General features: G+C 69.5%; 12 protein-coding genes. 7 read left to right on the forward strand and 5 right to left on the reverse strand.

Going from position 1 to position 17,259, the window contains the following annotated elements:
* Nucleotides 1–70: 70 nt before the first annotated feature.
* Entirely contained in the window at nucleotides 71–949 is an 879-nt protein-coding gene (locus GF068_RS37195) for a transporter substrate-binding domain-containing protein (protein WP_153824305.1), read from the reverse strand.
* A gap of 175 nt (nucleotides 950–1,124) precedes the next feature.
* On the opposite strand from GF068_RS37195, the gene GF068_RS37200 reads away from it, so the two are divergent.
* From GF068_RS37200 to GF068_RS37215, 4 genes are all read left to right on the forward strand, one after another.
* Nucleotides 1,125–2,315 carry a M20 metallopeptidase family protein gene (locus tag GF068_RS37200; RefSeq protein WP_153824306.1) on the forward strand — a complete coding sequence of 397 codons (1,191 nt, stop codon included), beginning with the start codon at nucleotides 1,125–1,127 and terminating at the stop codon, nucleotides 2,313–2,315.
* Nucleotides 2,312–3,454, forward strand: a complete 1,143-nt coding sequence (locus GF068_RS37205) for a carboxylate-amine ligase (protein ID WP_153824307.1) — start codon at nucleotides 2,312–2,314, stop codon at nucleotides 3,452–3,454. The genes GF068_RS37200 and GF068_RS37205 overlap by 4 nt, the downstream gene beginning before the upstream one ends.
* A gap of 131 nt (nucleotides 3,455–3,585) precedes the next feature.
* A complete protein-coding gene (locus GF068_RS37210; RefSeq protein ID WP_153824308.1) occupies nucleotides 3,586–7,635 on the forward strand; it encodes a TOMM system kinase/cyclase fusion protein in 4,050 nt (1,349 codons plus the stop codon).
* Between the two features lie 133 nt (nucleotides 7,636–7,768).
* Entirely contained in the window at nucleotides 7,769–8,224 is a 456-nt protein-coding gene (locus tag GF068_RS37215; RefSeq protein ID WP_170319896.1) for a BMA_0021/BMA_0022 family TOMM bacteriocin, read from the forward strand.
* A 1-nt stretch (nucleotide 8,225) separates the two neighbouring features.
* Here GF068_RS37215 and GF068_RS37220 read toward each other — a convergent pair whose 3' ends face one another.
* The 3 genes from GF068_RS37220 to GF068_RS37230 form a co-directional block, all read right to left on the reverse strand.
* Nucleotides 8,226–9,323 carry an amidohydrolase family protein gene (locus GF068_RS37220; RefSeq protein ID WP_153824310.1) on the reverse strand — a complete coding sequence of 366 codons (1,098 nt, stop codon included), beginning with the start codon at nucleotides 9,321–9,323 and terminating at the stop codon, nucleotides 8,226–8,228.
* A gap of 9 nt (nucleotides 9,324–9,332) precedes the next feature.
* A complete protein-coding gene (locus GF068_RS37225) occupies nucleotides 9,333–11,525 on the reverse strand; it encodes a TOMM precursor leader peptide-binding protein (protein WP_240807988.1) in 2,193 nt (730 codons plus the stop codon).
* Between the two features lie 168 nt (nucleotides 11,526–11,693).
* A complete protein-coding gene (locus GF068_RS37230) occupies nucleotides 11,694–13,316 on the reverse strand; it encodes a protein kinase domain-containing protein (RefSeq protein ID WP_153824312.1) in 1,623 nt (540 codons plus the stop codon).
* A 498-nt stretch (nucleotides 13,317–13,814) separates the two neighbouring features.
* Here GF068_RS37230 and GF068_RS37235 point away from each other — a divergent pair, with 498 nt between their 5' ends.
* The 3 genes from GF068_RS37235 to GF068_RS37245 all read left to right on the forward strand — a co-directional run bounded on the left by GF068_RS37235 (nucleotide 13,815) and on the right by GF068_RS37245 (nucleotide 16,456).
* The gene (locus tag GF068_RS37235; RefSeq protein WP_153824313.1) at nucleotides 13,815–14,402 is read left to right on the forward strand and encodes a hypothetical protein; all 588 of its coding nucleotides are present in this window, start codon (nucleotides 13,815–13,817) and stop codon (nucleotides 14,400–14,402) included.
* A 294-nt stretch (nucleotides 14,403–14,696) separates the two neighbouring features.
* A complete protein-coding gene (locus tag GF068_RS37240) occupies nucleotides 14,697–15,719 on the forward strand; it encodes an AAA family ATPase (protein WP_170319897.1) in 1,023 nt (340 codons plus the stop codon).
* On the forward strand, nucleotides 15,716–16,456 hold the full coding sequence (locus GF068_RS37245) for a hypothetical protein (protein ID WP_153824315.1): 741 nt from the start codon (nucleotides 15,716–15,718) through the stop codon (nucleotides 16,454–16,456). The genes GF068_RS37240 and GF068_RS37245 overlap by 4 nt, the downstream gene beginning before the upstream one ends.
* A gap of 43 nt (nucleotides 16,457–16,499) precedes the next feature.
* Here the strand turns inward: GF068_RS37245 and GF068_RS37250 are convergent, their stop codons facing one another.
* Complete coding sequence (locus tag GF068_RS37250; RefSeq protein ID WP_153824316.1) at nucleotides 16,500–17,027, reverse strand: GNAT family N-acetyltransferase; 528 nt, start codon at nucleotides 17,025–17,027, stop codon at nucleotides 16,500–16,502.
* Nucleotides 17,028–17,259: the final 232 nt, after the last annotated feature.

Below are 17,259 nucleotides of genomic sequence, written 5' to 3' on the forward strand. Positions count from 1 at the left end.
GCCGGCTCCCCTCGCGGAGCGCGGCGATACCTCGTATCGGACGTGGCGCCGTTGTCCCGTTCTTGTGCACTCAATCGCTCGCCTTCACCGTCAGCGCCTGCAGGGCCGAATAATAGGGCTTCGTGAAAGACACGATCTTCTGCCGGGCCTCCACCGTGGCATGCGAGGGAGAGCCCTCCGGCGCGTACGCGGTCACCGCCGCGGCGACCGCGTCGAACCTGCCCGCCGAGAGGCTCGTGAAGATGGTGTCGAAGTTCGTGTTCACCCATTTCGGCGTGAGGCAGAGCTCCCGGGCGACGGCTTCCATGAGCTCGACGTCGAACCCTGTCGTTTCGCCGCTCTCGGTGAAGTATTCGAAGGGCGGATACGGGATGTCCGAGCCGATCGTCAGCGTCTTCGGCTGCACCGTCGAGAGCGAGGGGCAGCCGGAGAAGGGCACGGCCGTCGCCTCTCCCGCGGACGACGGGAGCGGCTGCCCGGGGAAATACTTGGTGAAGATCGCCTCGTACGTGCCGTCGGCGAAGAGGTTCCCGAGCGCCTGGTCGATGCCGTGGAGGAGCGCCGTGTTCTCCTTGTCGACGGCGAATGCATACTTTTCACCATTGTCGATCCGCTGGACGATCTCGAGAGCGGGCTTCCTCTCGACGACGTCTTCGGAGATCGGCAGGTCGTTGATGATCGCCTGGATCCGACCCGCCTCGAGCGCGTTGTACATGTCGGGGGCCTTGAGGAAGGTCACGATCTCGACGCCCCTCGGCGCGAGCGTGTCCTCCGCATAAAAAGCGCCGGTCGTGCCCCGCTGCACGCCGACCCTCGCCCCGGGCATGAGGTCGTTCACGCTCGTGATCGGGGAGGTCGGGGCCGGGGGCGGCGCCCTCCTGTCGCACGCCGCAGCGGACAGCGCCGCCGCGGCGAGCAGGGCCGGCGTAAAGGCGAATCGCTTCTGCATCGTCGTCCTCTCTTCGCAAGAAACCGGGCACGAACCGGACCAGGCGCCGCGCGGCGCCGCTCGACCTCGAGGGCGCGCGAGGCCATTCGGGTTCGCCGCTTCCTTTCCCCGCGTTTGGCTCTACGTGCCTGTCGAGGCCGCGGCATTTGCCGAGCCGCACCGTGGCAGGCCCCTCATGGACATCCCGGAGACTCGTGTCTTCCTCGACGAGCTCGTCGCCCTTCGGCGCGGGCTGCACCAGATACCCGAGCTCGCGTTCCTGGAGGAGAGGACCGCCGGTCTCCTCCTGCAGGAGCTCTCGCGCCTCCGGATCGCCGCGACCTACGGCGGGCGCGGGACGGGCGTGGTCGGCCGGATCGAGGGACGCGACCCGGCGGCCCCCGTCATTGCGCTGCGCGCGGAGATGGATGCATTGCCGGGCCACGAGTCCACGGGCCTGCCCTTCGCCTCGCAGCATCCGGGGCGCGTGCACGCCTGCGGCCACGACGCGCACATGACCATGGTGCTCGGGGCGGCGCGGCTGCTCGCGCGAGGCGAGAGGCCCGCGGGGGACGTGGTGCTCGTCTTTCAGCCCGCCGAGGAGCACGGCGGCGGGGCGCGCGTCGTGATGCAGTCCGGCGCGCTCGCCCGTGTCTCCGCCATCTTCGGCGCCCACGTCACCCACCATTATTACACCGGGCAGATCATGGTCACCGAGGGCGTGGTCACGGCGCAGTCGGACCGGTTCGTCCTGCGCGTCCGCGGCAAGGGCGGGCACGGCGCGCGCCCGCACGAGACCGTGGACGCGGTGATCGTCGCGGGATTCTTGATTTCAGCGCTGCAAACGCTGGTCTCGCGCGAGGCCGATCCCCTCTACCCCACGGTGGTCACCATCGGCCGCGTGCAGGCGGGCACAGCGGCGAACGTCATCGCCGAGGAGGCTTTGCTCGAGGGGAGCATTCGCACGACCGTCCCGGCGGCCCGAGCCCGCGTGCTCCACGGCATTCGCCGCATGGCCGGCGCCGCGGGCGCCTTGCACGGCGCGGACGTCACCGTCGAGCTCTTCGAGGGATATCCTCCCGTGGTGAACAGCGCGCTCGAGGCCTCGATATGCCGCCGCGCGGGCGAACGCGTCTTCGGCGCGCGCGACGTCTTGCCCCAGGAGCACCCCAGCATGGGCTCGGAGGATTTCGCCTATTACCTGCACGAGACGCCCGGCTGCTTCGTCCGCCTGGGCGCGCGCAAGCAGGGCTGGGACTACGTCCCCTTGCATAGCCCCGCCTTCACCGTGGACGAGGACGTATTGCCGCTCGGCGCGTCCTTCTTCGCGGAGGTCGTGCGCGAGGCACAGCGCTCGTTACCGGGGCCGAGGCCGAGGCGCCCATGATGATCCGCGATTTCCAGCCGAGCCCGCCCACGGTCGGCCTCGAGCTCGAATGGCAGCTCGTCCACCACGAGACCCTCGATCTGCACGACGGCATCTTGCCCTTGCTCGAGCTCCTCCCTCTTGATCCCCTCGTCAAACCCGAGGCGATCGAGCCCTGCGTGGAGGTCGTCACGGCCCCGATGGCGTCGACGGCGCTCCTTCGTGGCGCCCTCGTCGAGAAGGTCTCCCGTGTCCAGGAGGCCGCGGCGCGGCTCGGCGTGACCCTCGTCGGCGCGGGCACGCACCCCTTCTGCGAGCGCCTCGTCTCCGTCACTCCATTGCCGCGGTACCTCGTGATGCAGCGCAGGAACGGGTATCTGGCGAATACGCAGATCGCCTATGCGCTCCAGGTCCACGTGGGCATGCCGTCGGGGGAGGTCGCGATACGCGTGATGGGCCTGGTGAGCTCGGTCTTGCCCGTCCTGCTCGCGCTCTCGGCCTCGTCGCCCGCTCATCACGGGCGGGAGACGTCGTTCGCCTCGTTCCGGCGCTGCCTGCTCGCGCCCACGCGCACGAGCGGGAGCGCCCCCGCGTTCGACGACTGGGCGGCGTTTTTGCATTTCGTGGACGTGTCCGAGCGGGCGGGGATGTTCGAATCGTACCGCGACATCCACTGGGACCTGCGCCCGCGCCCCGACCTCGGCACGCTCGAGGTGCGGATCATGGATGCGCAGCCCACGGTCGAGGACGCGCTCTCGCTCGGCGCGCTCGTGCATTCGCTCCTCGTGCTCGTGATCGAGGACCGGGCGCCCGATCCGCGCCTGCCTCGGCGCGTACCCTGGTGGATCGAGAAAGAAAACTGTTATCGAGCTTCGAGAGACGGGCTCGAGGCCGAGCTCGTCATCGACGCCGAGGGGCATTCGCGGCCGCTGCGGGGGATCGCCGAGGACCTGTTCGCCCTGGTCTCGCCGGAGGCGCGCGCGCTGGGCGAGCAGGCGGATCTCGCGCGCGCCGAGGGCCTGCTCGCGCGGGGGAGCTCGAGCATGCGGCAGATCGAGCTCTTCCGGCGGACCGGATCGATGAAGGCCGTGACACGAGCGCTCGCGGACGAGCTCGTCGAGGAGCTCGCGCGCGCGAACGTGGTGCCGCGGGTCGCGTGAGGGGCGCCGGGCCGCACCTTTGCGTGGCGCCGTATTGTGGTTCGTGACGCCCGTTCTAGTCTTGGACCCGATACGCCGGGCGAGGACGCAGACCGGAACGGCGGTTCCAGGGAGCGGGCGAGATGGGCGGCATGCGCGGGAAACGAATCGCGGAGAGCGCGACGCTCGCAGGGCGCTACGAGCTCCTCGAGGTGCTGGGCGAGGGCGCGTTCTCCACCGTGTACAAGGCGCGGCAGTTGACCACCCACCAGCCGGTCGCCGTCAAGGTGTTACGCGTCGTGGAGGGTGGTGGCTCGCAGGCGCTGAACAAGCGAAGAATCGCGCGTTTCCACCGCGAGGTGCATATCTGCGCGCAGATGCACCACCCGAACATCGTGCACCTGCTCGACTCGGGGCGGGCCGACGAGGGGCTCGTGTATTCGGTCTTCGAGTTCGTGCCCGGGAAGGACCTCGCCAAGGTGCTCGCCGAAGAAGGCCGCCTGAACCCGCTCGAGGCGCAGCATTTCATGTTGCAGGTCCTCGACGCCCTCGCCTGCGCGCACGCGAGCGGCGTGGTGCACCGGGACCTCAAGCCCGAGAACCTGCTCGTCACGACCACCGGCGCGCGGCGAAACGTGCTCGTCCTCGATTTCGGCGTCGGCGCGCTCATGGAGGAGGCGCGCCGAGGAAAGCGCCGGATCACGATGTCCCACGAGTCGCTCGGGACGCCCGCTTATGCGGCGCCCGAGCAGCTCCGCGGATTGCCGCTGACCCGGCGATCGGATCTGTACGCGTGGGGGCTCATGTTCCTGGAATGCCTCACCGGCAAGCGAGCCGCCCCGGGCGCGACCATGGCCGAGGTGATGGCCGCGCAGCTCTCGCCCGAGCCCATCCCCATTCCCGCGAGGATCGCGGACCACCCGCTCGGGCGCTTGCTCCGGCGCGCGACCGAGAAGGATCCGGCCGCGCGCAGCGTCACGGCGGAGAAGCTCCTGCGCGAACTCGAGGCCATCGATCTCGGCGATCTCGCGCCGAGCGCCTGGACGACGCGGCCTTCGACCGCGGACGGCGGCGGCGCGGGGCGCGCGCGGTTGATCGAGGGAGAGCGGCGGCAGATCACGGCGGTGTGTTGCTCGCTGACGGCCGTGAGCGTGAAGCCCGGCGCCGTGGATCTCGAGGAGCTCGACCAGATCCTCGGCGCGGAGCAGGAGGCGTGTGTCCGGATCACGCAGGAGCGCGGCGGGCACGTCGCGGGCGCGCTCGGCGGCGCGGTCCTCTTCTATTTCGGTTATCCCGCCGCGCGCGAGGACGACGCCCAGCGAGCCGCGCAGGCGGCCCTCGCCGCGATGGACGAGATCCGCCGGGTGAGCGCGGCGCTCGAGGCCACGCGCGGCGTGCGCGCCGAGCTCCGCGTCGGCATTCATACCGGTATGGTCGTCGCCCGCGAGTTACATGAGCCTTTGACCACGGGCGGCGGATACGTCATCGGTGATACGCCGAAGCTCGCGTGCCGGCTGAGCCGGCTGGCGCAGCCCGGGGCCATTCTGGCGAGCGAGAGCACGCACCGGCTGCTCCGCGGCCATTTTGCGTTCGACGAGGGCGGGGAGCAACCGCTCGGCAATGCCGCGGCCCCGGTGGAGCTTTACCTGCTCCAGCAGGGGGAGCCGGAGGGGGCCAGGGCGGCTCCTCTGGTCGGCCGCGCGCGGGAGATCGAGGCCCTGCTCGAGCGCTGGGGCCGGGTGCGCGGCGGCGCTGGGCAGGCCGTCGTCGTGAGCGGCGAGGCGGGCATCGGGAAATCCCGCCTGGTCCACGAGCTCCGGGAGCGAATTGGCGGCGAGGCGCATGCGTGGCTCGAGTGCCGCTGCACGCCGCGCACGACGAACAGCCCGTTTTTCCCGATCATCGACGCATTGACGCGGCTCCTCTGGCCGGGGCGAGAGGCGGCCCCCGAGGACCGCGCTGCGCGGCTCGAGGTGCTGCTCGCGAGACATGGCTTCGATCTCGCCGAGGCCATGCCCCTCTTCGCGTCCTTCCTGTCGATCCCATTGCCCGAGCGGTGGGCGCCGCTCGACGTCTCGCCGCAGAAGTTGCGGGATCTCACGCGGAATGCCGTCCTCTCGTTGCTCTTCGAGATGGCCGAGCGGGATCCGCTCGTGCTCCTGGTGGAGGACCTGCACTGGGCGGATCCGAGCACGCTCGAGCTCCTCGCGCAGCTCACGGGCGAGCTCGCCTCGGCGCGTGTCTACGCCCTCTTTTGCGCGCGCCGCGAGCTCGTGACGCGCTGGTCGCCCTCCGCGGTGCACCACGTCCAGCTCGAGCGGCTCGGTCGGCCCGAGGTCGAGCAAATGGCCGCGGTGGCGTCCGGTGGGCGTATCTTGCCGCCCGAGGTGCTCGACCGTATCGCCGCCCGCACCGATGGGGTGCCGCTCTTCGTGGAGGAGCTCGTCCGTATGATGATCGAATCGGGCGCCCTCGTGGAGAAGGCGGGCCGCTACGAGCTCGCCGGTCAGCTCTCGGAGCTCAGCATCCCGAGCACGCTGCGGGACCTGCTCACGGCGCGCCTCGACGGTCTCGGCCGGGCCAAGGAGACGGCCCAGGTGGCCGCCGCCATTGGTCGGGAATTCACGCTCGACCTGCTCGGCGCGGTCAGCCTCCTCGAGCCCGACGAGCTCTGCGAGCACCTCGACCAGCTCGTGGCGTCCGAGCTCGTGTATTGCAAGCGGCGGCTGCGAAACCCGGTCTACCAGTTCAAGCACCTCCTGGTCCGGGACGCGGCGTACGAGTCGATGCTGAGGCGATCACGAAGGGACGTGCACGCGCGTATCTCGACGGTGCTGGAGGAGAAATTCCCCGACATCCCCGAGGGGCGGCCCGAGCTCTTCGCTTATCACCTCGCGGCCTCGGAGCAGAAGCGGCGGGCCATTGGATACGCGCAAAAAGCGGTCATGGGCGCGATGCAACGGTCGGCCAACCGGGAGGCGATCGTGCACGCCAGGCAGGCGCTGGGCTGGCTTTCGGCCGTCGAGGACGCGCGAGAGCGGGCGACCGTCGAGCTCGAGCTGAATGGGCTGTTGATGCCTGCGCTGATGGCCACGCGTGGCTACGGCGCCACGGAGCCCCTGTCGGTCGCGCGGCGCTCCCAGGACATCATGGCCGAGCTCGGCGATCACCCGCTCGCCTTCGTCACCTCGTGGACCTTGTTTTTTTATTATCACAACCTGGGGTCCCGCGAGGAGCCGATGTCGATGGCGCAAGAGCTGCACACCGCGGCGACACGCAGGAAGGAGCCTGCGGAGGAGGCGGCCGCCCTGATCGCGCTGGGGGAATGCTTCTTCTTCGCGGGTCGCTTCGAGGAGGCTCGGGCCCGGCTCGAGCGCGCCGTGTCGCTCTATGATCCCGCGGAGCACCGCCGGTATGCCGTGATCCTCGGCGCCGATCTCGGGGTCCATGCCCGAGCGATGCTCTCCCTGGTGTTATGGCTCCTGGGATATCCGGAGCAATCGCTCGCGCAGGGTGAAGCCGCCATTGCCTGGGCTCGCGAGCTCGAGCACGCCAACAGCCTAGGCCTCGCGCTGCTGTACGTCGGCGGCCTCTGGCATTATCGGCGCGAGCCGGAGCACGTCCGGGCGGTGGCGACCGAGCTCGTCGAGCTCGGCGAGCGGATGGGCCTCGAGCCCTGGAACGTCGGCGGGGCCGCCCTCGGCGCGTGGGTCGAGCATGACCTCGAAGCGGCTGCGCGCTGCCTCGTGAAGTTCGGCTCCTTCGGCGGGGATGCGGCGATCCCCTACTGGAGCTCGCTCGTGGCCGAGTCCGAGGCCGCGCGGGGGCGGCTCGACGACGCGATCGCGCGCCTCCGGCAGGCGCTCGCGCTCGCCATGAAGTCGCGCGAGTTTTATTACGTGCCCGAGCTGAACCGCTTGCTGGGTACGTACCTGCTTCGGCGCGGCGGCGACGCGATCGGCGAAGCGGAGCATCGCTTTCGGGAGGCGATCGACGTCGCCCGCGCGCAAAGGGCGCGAATGCCGGAGCTACGCGCCACGATGGCGCTCTGCCGTATCCTCGTGCCCCGGGGCCGGATCGACGAGCCGCGGCGGAGGCTGGAAGAGGTCCTCGGGGGGTTTTCGGAGGGCTTCGGGACCGCGGATCTGAAAGAGGCCCGCGCGCTCCTCGTGGAGCTCGGCGGCTCCTCGCAGCGCCGCTGAACCCGAGGAAACGGAATTCGAGGTCAAACGCTGGTCGCTTGACCGGCGGAGGCGCCGTCCCATGTTCGGCCCAGACGAACGAGCGGGCGACGTGGGGCGCAGCCGTTCGGAGACCGTGGAAAGGAGAGCTGTCATGAGAAGGAAGCCTGACCTCTGGGCGCTCGCGGCGATGGCGCTCGTGTTATCGTCCTCTGCCTCCGCGTCGGACACGGAGAAGCTCGAAGCTCCCGAGGGGGGAGCGGCCACGGAGACGGACATCGAGGACGTCGCGGTTGATGATTTCTCCGAGGTATGGATCAAGGCGGTCGTCAAGGCGTGGGACGACGAGACCTTCAAGCAGGCGCTGATCGCGGACCCTGCGAAGGCGCTCGAGGAGTACTTCGACTACAAGCTCCCGCGCGACATCCATCTGGAGATCGTGGACAGTCAACCCGGAAAACCCGCCCCCTACAAGCTGGCGCTGCCGGCGAAGCCCGACCTCCTTCCCCCGGGCCCTGACAGGAGGCAGAGGGCGCCGATGAAGGCGGCGATGGTGGAGATGGACATGGATATGATGAGGGAGGTGCCGGGTTTCTGGGTCCCCTGCTGAGTCATTGTACGCTGTAAAGGCGGGCCGGATTGTCCCACAGAATTTTCTCGAGCACGCCCCCGGGGAGCTGCTGGCCCAGCGGGGCGAGTTTTTCCGTGATGTCGCTGTCGTGATCGAGGTGGGGAAAGTCCGTCCCGAAGATCAGGTTGTCCTCGCCGAGATACCGGACCAGCTCCGGGAGATAGGGCTCGTCGGGCTCGATGGCGACGAAACACTGCCGCCGGAAATACTCGGAAGGTCTTCGGCGGACGTTCTCCGCGACCTCACCCGAGAGGTTCCGGTATTCGATCTCGTCGAGCCGCCACAACCAGTACGGCAGCCACCCGCAGCCGGCCTCGAGGAACGCGACGCGCAGGGCCGGGTGCCGCTCCAGCACGCCCCCTTCGATCAGCGCGAGCAGCGCCATCATTTGCTCCATCGGGTGCGAGCATGCGTGCAAGGCGAAGCGGGTCTCGAATCGATCCGCCCCCGCGCTGGGGACACGCGCGTGCGCGCCTTCGTGGAGGGCGACCGCCACGTCGAGACGCTCGCACGCGGCCCAGAAAGGCTCATGGGCGGGATCACTCAGGATTCGCCCCTTCACCGGGTTCGGCCGCAGCACCACCGCTCTCCACCCCCACGCCGCGAAACACGCGAGATCCTCGACCATGGCGGCCGGGTCGTGGACGTTCACCACCCCGACGCCTCGGAGCCGCGCCGGATCGTGAGCGCAGAAATCGTGCAGCCATCGATTGTATGCGCGGGTGATGGCGCCGGCCAAGGCGGGGTCGAGCGTGTCGATCCCGAGCAGGGAGAGCGTGTTCGTCGGAAAGAGGAGGGCGATGTCGACGTGGGCTCGATCCATCGCCCGTAGCTGCGCGGCGGGGTCCCTGCCCGCCCATAACTCGGGGCCTCGTCGTGTCCCGACGGCGGCGAGCTCGCGAACGGCGCGCTCGGAGAGCTTGTGATGGACGGGCTCGCCATCGAGCATCAGCCTGCGCGTCTGGAGGCCGCTGCCGACGTCGAGGAAATAGGGCGCGCGCTCGCGGAAGGGCTCTTCCAGGTAATGCGCCCACATGTCGATCGGCTCGATGACGTGACGATCCGCGTCGATCAGCATGCTCCCTCCTCAGGTCAAGAATGGAACCGGGTTGAGCTCGGCCTCGTCGAGGGCGCGATCTCGCCACCCCAGGCGCACCGGCACGTCATAAAGCCGCCCTGGCCCGAAACGAGGCCAGAAATGCCGGAGCCCGGGGACCGTCACCTTGACGACGCAGAGGCCGAGGTCGGGCCGCGTCTGGTCGAGCACGAGCGTCTCGAGGCCTGCGCGGGCCGCGATCTGCACGCAAGCAAGGACGTCCGCGGCGAGGTCGCTCCCCTCGAGGGCGCGCGGGGCCTTTTTGCCCCTCCGGGGCGGCGTGTCGTCGGCGGGGATCAAAAAGCTCCGGTCTTCGAGCATTCGCACGTCGAGGAGCGGCGGCCGTTGACCCGCGGGGTCGTGGACCTGGTTCAGCTCCGTGAGCGCGCGCTGCGCGGCCACATGGACGTCGAGATGACAGCCGAAGCCGGCATCGAGCCCTCCGTCTTCCCGCGCGGCCGAGAGCGCGGCGAAGACCGGGATTCCGAGGTCGGTCGTGATGTCGAGGACCCAGAGCGTCCGACCCGACGAACGGTATGCGGCCTCGACCTCCTCGAAAAAAGGATCACCGAAGCTCGCCAGATCGACCCCGGGTCGGCGCAGCCGGTTGTACCACCAGATGGCGACGGCGTCGCGCTCGACGAGCTCGAAGAAGCCGTGCAGGACGGCCTCCTCCAGGCAATTGCCGGCCGCGTGACCATTGGAGCTGTACACGCAGAAGCGCTCCCCGGGGGCGACCGGGACCTGATCATAACAACAAGCCGTCGGCAGATACCGTCGCCGCTGCGTCGCGAGGGACCATACCGGCGTCCAGTCGATCTCGCGCCGCTCGTCGAAGGGCAGCGGGACATGCCATCTGGCGCTCCGCGCGGCGGTGTTCCACGCGTCGCGCGTCCGGTACTGGGAGTCGCTGAAGCCGAGGAGCTCGTGCGGGTGGACGCCCTCGTCGCCCAGATCGGCCCATCGGGCGCGGAGGGTGGGCTCGTCTCCCTGGAAGATGGCGCTCACCCGCTCGATTCCCTCACAAAGCGCGCTCGTCCGCGCCTGCGCTGCGTTGCGCCCCTTGCCACCCGCCACGGCACGAAAGTACCTCGGAGCCCGCGCGCCTGTCGCCGGCGCCACGGGATAATGTGCCGCGTGGAGGAACCACGGCGGACCGTCGCGCCCGGCGACGGGCTCCACGCGGGAGAGGACCCCGGTCACGGGGCTGATCAAATGCCGATGACGCGCGAAGGTCTCCTCCGGCGAGATCACGCGGCTCCCCCCGTCCCGAGCGGCGAGCCGCGCGCGGCGCTCGAACACCATCGGCGCAGCGGCCCGCCGCTTCACGAGGCCCGGGTCTCCGCAGGTCGGGCATTGCGGGCGCCTCTGCGCGGCGTGTTTCTCGAGCGTGAGGCGACCAAAATCGAGGACGCAGACGTGGTCTTCGATCTCGCTCCACCCGCCGCCCGTGATCCATCGGGCGATCACGAGCGCCGCGAACGCGTGCGCCGCGGCCAGGCCGGCGGAGCTCGCCGGGCGCGGGGAGGACGACGCGGGCAGAGCGCCGTCACGCTCGAGGGACGTCTGGACGGGGCGATTCGCGCGAATCCGGAAGGCAATGCAATCCCAGCACGGTCCACCCGCGTGGAAGACCGGCCCCATCCAGGGCGCTGCCCCGGACGGCTTCACGGGCACCCAGCAGAGGCCCTCGGCGAGGGCCTGCCGATGGATCTCCGCGAGCTCGGGCGCGAGGTAATCCCCGACGAGCACGACCCGCAGCCGAGCCCCGGCCCCGACCCTCGCGCCCGCCGCCCGCAGCGATTCACAGAATGGACTCGAATCCAGGCCTGCGAGCGCCTCGACCGTCACGGGCGTCCCCGAGAGGCGCTCGGTCGCGGCTTCCCCGGAGGCCCCGAGCGAGCGCCAGAAGGCGTCCTCGCCCGGAGGCACGAGCGAGGCAGGGGTCAAATATCCGCTCCGCTCGAGCAGCGTGAGCGTGTAATACACCTCGACCGCAGTGGCCCTCCCCCGGAGGGCCGCGATGATCTGCGCATTCGTGCGTATACCGTCCACGAGGGGCGCGACGAGCGCGTACAGGCGCCCCTGCAGGATCTCCTCGTCGTGCTCCCCGAGGAGCACGAGCCCCTCCGTGCCCAGGCGCGCTGGGCGAACGTGCGGCGCGAATCGCAAGACTCTGTTCATATCGCCCATCCGTCGCAGATGGCGGAAGCAAGAGCGTGGTGACCCGAATACGAAGGCGGGGAGCTTAACAGAAATCGTGTCCCTCGCGAGGGCGGGGCGCGCCATTCTCGCCGAGGAGAACCTCCCCTGTGCGGGACGGTCTCGGGCCGTATGTCGGCGTCGCAAACCCTAGCCGTTCACCGGCTCGCCTCGCAGGAGGAAGACCTCGACGAGGCGGCCTTGCCCCTCGACAGGCAACGTCCCGCCACACACGAGCGCGAAATGGCCCCCGAGGAGCCGCGCGGTCGTGCTGCTGAGGACGATGGTGTCGGGGACCGCGAGCGCGCTCAGGCGCGCGGCGATCCCGGGGGTGGTGCCGAGCGCGTGTGCTGGGCCGCCGATGTCGCGGGTTCCTACGAGGCCCGTATGCAAGCCGATCCGGACCTCGAGGCGGATCCCTCGTTTCGCCGATAACCACGCGCTCTGGCTGCGCACCCTCGACAAGATCTCCTGCGCGGCGCGACAAGCGCGCAAGGCGCCGTCCTCCGGCGTGGTATCGCAGCCGAAGTAGCTGAGCACCTCCTCGCCGAGCGAGCCCGCGAAGCGCCCGTGGTGGCGGCGCACGACGTCCGCGCAGCTCGCCTGCTCGAGGCTGATGAGCTCCTCGACCTCCTCGATATCGATGGCTTCGGGGCCCGGCCCGAGCGCCGTCAAGCCATGACAGAGGGCAGTGAGCTGCCGGCGCTCGGCCTCGGGCGAACGCGCCGACGGGACGAGCCTCACGCCCGAGCCGCGGACCTCGGCCCGCATGGGCAGGGTCGTCGGCGGCTGCGCCCGCCCGGCGACGGGCTCGATGAAATCCTCCCGCTCGAGCTCGTTCACGTCGCAAGCCTGGAGCCTCCAGAAGAGCCCCTCGGCGTCGACATTACGCTGCCGGACGTCCTTGAGCGTCGCCTCCCGCAAGAGCTCGCCGAGGGGGTGGCCCCAGAGCGGCCTGGGTATCGGGACAGGCGCGCGGCTCATCTGCTTGAAGAGGCACTCTTGCAAGGAGCCGCCGGTGATGACCGGCTCGCCCGTGAGGCATTCGAGAAAAACGAGCCCCCAGGCATAAAGGTCGGAGCGAGCGGTCGGCCGCATCGCCTGAATCTGCTCGGGCGCGGCATACCCAGGCGTGCACACGGCGTCCTTCGTGGCAGCCGTCCTGTTCACCCTCGAGCCCGTGATCGCGTCGACGAGCGCGCCGATGCCAAAATCGAGCACCATCGCGTTCCGCCGCGCGCCGGTCGGGACCACCATGATATTCGCCGGCTTGATGTCCCGATGAACGACCCCCTGGGCATGCGCGCAGCTCAGCGCATCCAGGACCTGGAGCATGAGGTGCCTGGCCTCACGCGGATCGAGCGCGCCCTCCCTGGCAAGGACATCCGCGAGGTTCTCCCCCGGGACGAACTCGAAGACGGTATAAAGGAGCCTCTCCGCCGTGGTGCCCGAATCAACGAGCCGGACGATGTTGGGATGGTGGAGCCTCGCGCAGAGCCGGATCTCCCGCTCGAAGCGCGCGACGCGGCGATCATGCTCGCCAACCAGCCCCGTCTGCAAAACCTTGATCGCGACGAGCTGGCCCGTCGCGACCTGACGCGCCTGATAAACAGTCCCAAACCCACCCTGGCCGAGGACACACACGATCTCATAACGATCCTGGAACAACGAACCCGCCCCGATCGTCGCCCCAGCAGCACGCTCGACCAACCCGAGCCGAGGACGCGGGTGCTCGCTCTCGCGCCGGCCAACGCTCACCCGCTTGGGAGTCACCTGGAAAGTATATGCGGCGAAGCGCGAGACGAAATGGGCGGGGCGAAGGTCCTTGGCCGTTACGCTGGGGCGTTGCCCCAGGCCCCACCAGGGGCTGTCCGCCCCTGGACCCGGACCAGCCAGGGGCTGGACCCAACGTCGATGAACTGCGCTCCGCGCAGTTCATCGAACAGCCGCAGTCAAGACCAGCGACGACCCTGCCAGCCAAGACAGCCGCGCGGCTGGTTCTGCTGGCAACCCGGCCTCTTCGTCGGCCCGTTTGAAAAACTGCGCGGAGCGCAGTTTTTCAACCTGAGGTCCAGGGCTTGCCCTGGTCCGGGTCGAGGGGCGGACAGCCCCCGCGGGGTCCGGGGCGGCGCCCCGGCGAAACGTGCGCCCCTCGCGAGGCAACATCCTTGCCTCGCCCCTGCCTCTTCCCTTACCCTCCCGTGCATGCAACTTCCTCCTCCTACTTCTGCGTCGAAGGAGCGTGTCCGGACTGGGCGTTACGTCACGCGCATGTTACGCCGCGCCAAGCGTATGTCCCTCGCTGCCGACGTCGAGGCTGCCACCCTCAAGGTCCTCGCGCTCGCCCGCGCGCATGAGGACGCCAATGGCCCTGTGCAGGACGCCCTCGCCGATCGTGATGGCGCTGATGACGACCTCGACCTGACCGCGAAGAGCGCCCGCGGCACGCTCGCTGGTCGCGCTGTCGACGCTGCCCGCAAGGGGCCTTATACCCTCATCTTTCCCGACGGGATCGATTATTATACTGCGGCGCCCCTCGACAAGCAGGTCAGCCGTTATGGTGAGCTCATCGATCGCCTCGAAGAGCACCTGCCCGGCGGCGACCCGGTCCGTCTGGAGGCCGTCCCCGCGCTGAAGACGGGCATCGCCGCCTTCACGGGCGCGGTCGAGATGCTCGCCAAGGCCCGCACCGACGAGGCCCTCGCCGGCACGCGCCTCGAGGCTGCCGAGGATGAGTGGGCTCGCCTGCTGACGAAGGTCTACGGCTTCCTCCTCGCCGAGCTCGGCCGTGCCGCCGCCGAGCGTTTCTTTCCGAAGGCGAAGAGCGGCACCAAGAAGCCCGGCGGCGACCGCGGCTGAGTCGAGAGAACCCCCCCAGAAAGCAAAGCCGAAACGTCGATGCCGGTCTCCCGGGGGCCCGGAGGGCGAGATCGAGGTGTCGATGGCGGTCTTCGGGGGGCCTGGAGGGTGGGATCGAGATGTTGATGGCGGTCTCCGGGGGCCCGGGAGGACGACATCGAGAGGTCGATGCCGGGGATCCGGGGCCGGGGAGAGTGGGATCGAGGGGGCGATGGGGCTTTTCCGGGGGGGTGGGGAGCGGGCCGGCGGCCCCGTTGCTTGACCCCCTGGGGCTTCCCGTGTAGGGAATCTCGCGTGATCACCTCGATCCGTGTCGCTTCCTTTCGAGGCATACGAGCGGGCGGCCTCGAAGGGCTCTCACCCCTGACCGTGATCCTGGGCCCGAACAGCGCCGGCAAGAGCACGCTGCTCGATGGCATGGTCATCGGTGGCAGCCGCTCTCCCGGCGACGCGGTGGGGCGGGTCGTCGCGCGGCGCTCCGAGCTCTGGGACGGGGCGCGGTGGCTGTTCTGGCGGGGCGGGCGGGACGGCACCCCGGCGACGATCCAGGTGAACATCAAGGACATCGGCACGCGCAACGTGACGCTCTCGTTCTCGACGGATGTCTCCTCCGGGCTCGAACAGAAGCTCGACGAACGACGCGCGAGGCGGCCCTTCGTAGGCGAGGTCCTCGCGATCGCCCAGCTCGAGGGCGCGAGGGCCCGCACCGCGTTCGCGCTGGACAATGAATACGTCTTCGAACAGGAGGGCGGTTTCCGTCGTGTTCCCCTCGTCAAGCTCGTCGATCCGCGCCCGGGCGCTCGGCATGCGCTGCTCTCCCGCGTATATACCGAGGCTGTCGAGAGTGGCCTGCTCGACGAGAGCGTGGCCCTCGTATCCGCCGTGGTGCCGGGGCTCCGCAATATCGTCCTGACCGATCCCGGCGGGGCCACGGTGGTGCAGCTCCAGTTCGCCGACCACAGCGTCCCGGTCGCGCTCGCGGGGGACGGGGTGCAGAGCCTCGTCCGGATCTGCTTCGAGCTCGCTTCGCCCGCGGGCAGCACCGCGCTTCTGGAGGAGCCCGAGGCGAGCCAGCATCCGCGCGCATTGCGACAGACCGCGCGCGCCATCCGGGCGGCTGTCCAGCGGGGCGTGCAAGTCGTACTCTCCACGCATAGCCTGGATCTGCTCGACGCGCTCCTCCTGGAGTTCGAGGCCGAGCGCCCGGCCCTGACCGTGTTTCACCTCGCGCTCCACGACGGCGAGCTTCGGAGCACGCGGTACGAGGGGGCTGAGGCCGCCTTTGCGCGGGAAGGCGTGGGGGAGGACCTTCGATGAGCGCGATCGAGGCGATCGTGTTGTGCGAAGGCTACGACGATCGGTCCTTCTGGCAGGGCCTCCTGCTCTCCGTGGGCTGCAAGCCGGCGCCGCAGGCGAACCCGGTGCACAGGTTCCAGGGCGATTACATGTACGAGACGCCGGGCGGCGGGCTCCTGCACGTCGTGCCCTGCGGCGAGCAAAAACAAGTACGAGACGATCCGGCGCGGAAGCGGGACGCCGTGCGCACCATGGGGCAGCTCCTCTTGAGGGCCCGCGCGACGAGACCGCTCGCGCGCCTCGTGCTGAACCTCGATGTCGACACCAAAGCGCCCGCCGCCGTCCTCGACTCCCTTCGTTCGCTCGTCGGGGGTGATGCGAAGGAGACCTCGTCGGGGGAATTCGAGCTCGACGGCGGGCAAACCGTGGTGTCTCCGATTCTCTGGTACGTCCCCGATCCCGTGGTGGACGGCGTCCCCTCGCAGCAGACCCTCGAAAGAATCGTGTGCGCCGCTCTCTCCGCGGCCTTCCCCGAGCGGGGCCGCGAGGTGAAGGCATGGCTCGCGTCGAGGACCGATCCGCGAGGCAAGGAGCACAAGGCGCACGCCTGGTCGTTCATGGCCGGATGGCATTCGGATCACGGCATGGGCGACTTCTATGCGAGCCTCTGGCGGGATCCAGGCATCGAGAAAGAGCTTCGAGGGATCCTGACGAGCACGGGCACGTGGGCCGCGATTGAACGGCTGCTTGGTTCATGAAGATCCACAAGCTCGTGCCCCGCGCGCCCGAGGTGTGGGCTGATCACCACCACTCCTCCAGCTTGCGCCACTCGGCGGAGAGGGGCGCGTTCGTATCCAGCGGTGGGGTGCGGGGGAGGTGGAGGATCATGATCTCCTCGTCCGGCGTCGGGACGAGCCCCTCCGGGCCGCGGATCGAGAGCGGACCGCGCCAGAACACCCAGCCGAGCCGCTCGTAAATTCCCGCGGTCTTGGGGCTGAGCGCGCCGAGGTCGAAGTCGCCGATGGCCTCGGCCAGGCGCCGCATCACGGCGCTCGCGTGGCCCTTTTGTTGTTCCTCCGGGGCGGTGGCGACGAGCTCGACGTACGCCGTGCGCAGGAGCGGACCACCTTCGGGCTCGAGCCAGCGCGTCACCCACATGGCATGGCTGACCAGCCTGTCCCCGAGATATCCCATCACGTGCGTCCCGCTCCCGACGTCCCGGAGGTACGCCTCCAGATCCTCGCCATAAGCGCGGCGGCACAGGTCGATGAGGGCGGCTCGATCTCCGGAGCCGAGCTCGTCGGAATCGACGACTTCGATGCGCAGCATATCTCCCCTTCCCTAGCACCACCGGCGCCGCGCGCGCCACGAGCGCATTGACGGGGGGCTGCGAATGATGGAACGTCCCTGATCACAGATGGCGAACCCCCGTGGCCCGACGTGTACCGCGCGCGCCCTTGCCCCTCTCCTCGCGTCGATCGCGCTCTTCGCGTGCAGCGGTCCGCCCCTGCCTCCTCGCGTGGAGCCGACCCCGCCCAGGATGCCCGCGCCCGAGCCCCAG

The sequence above is a fragment of the Polyangium spumosum genome (genome assembly GCF_009649845.1).
GTDB classification, from domain to species: Bacteria; Myxococcota_A; Polyangia; order Polyangiales; family Polyangiaceae; genus Polyangium; species Polyangium spumosum.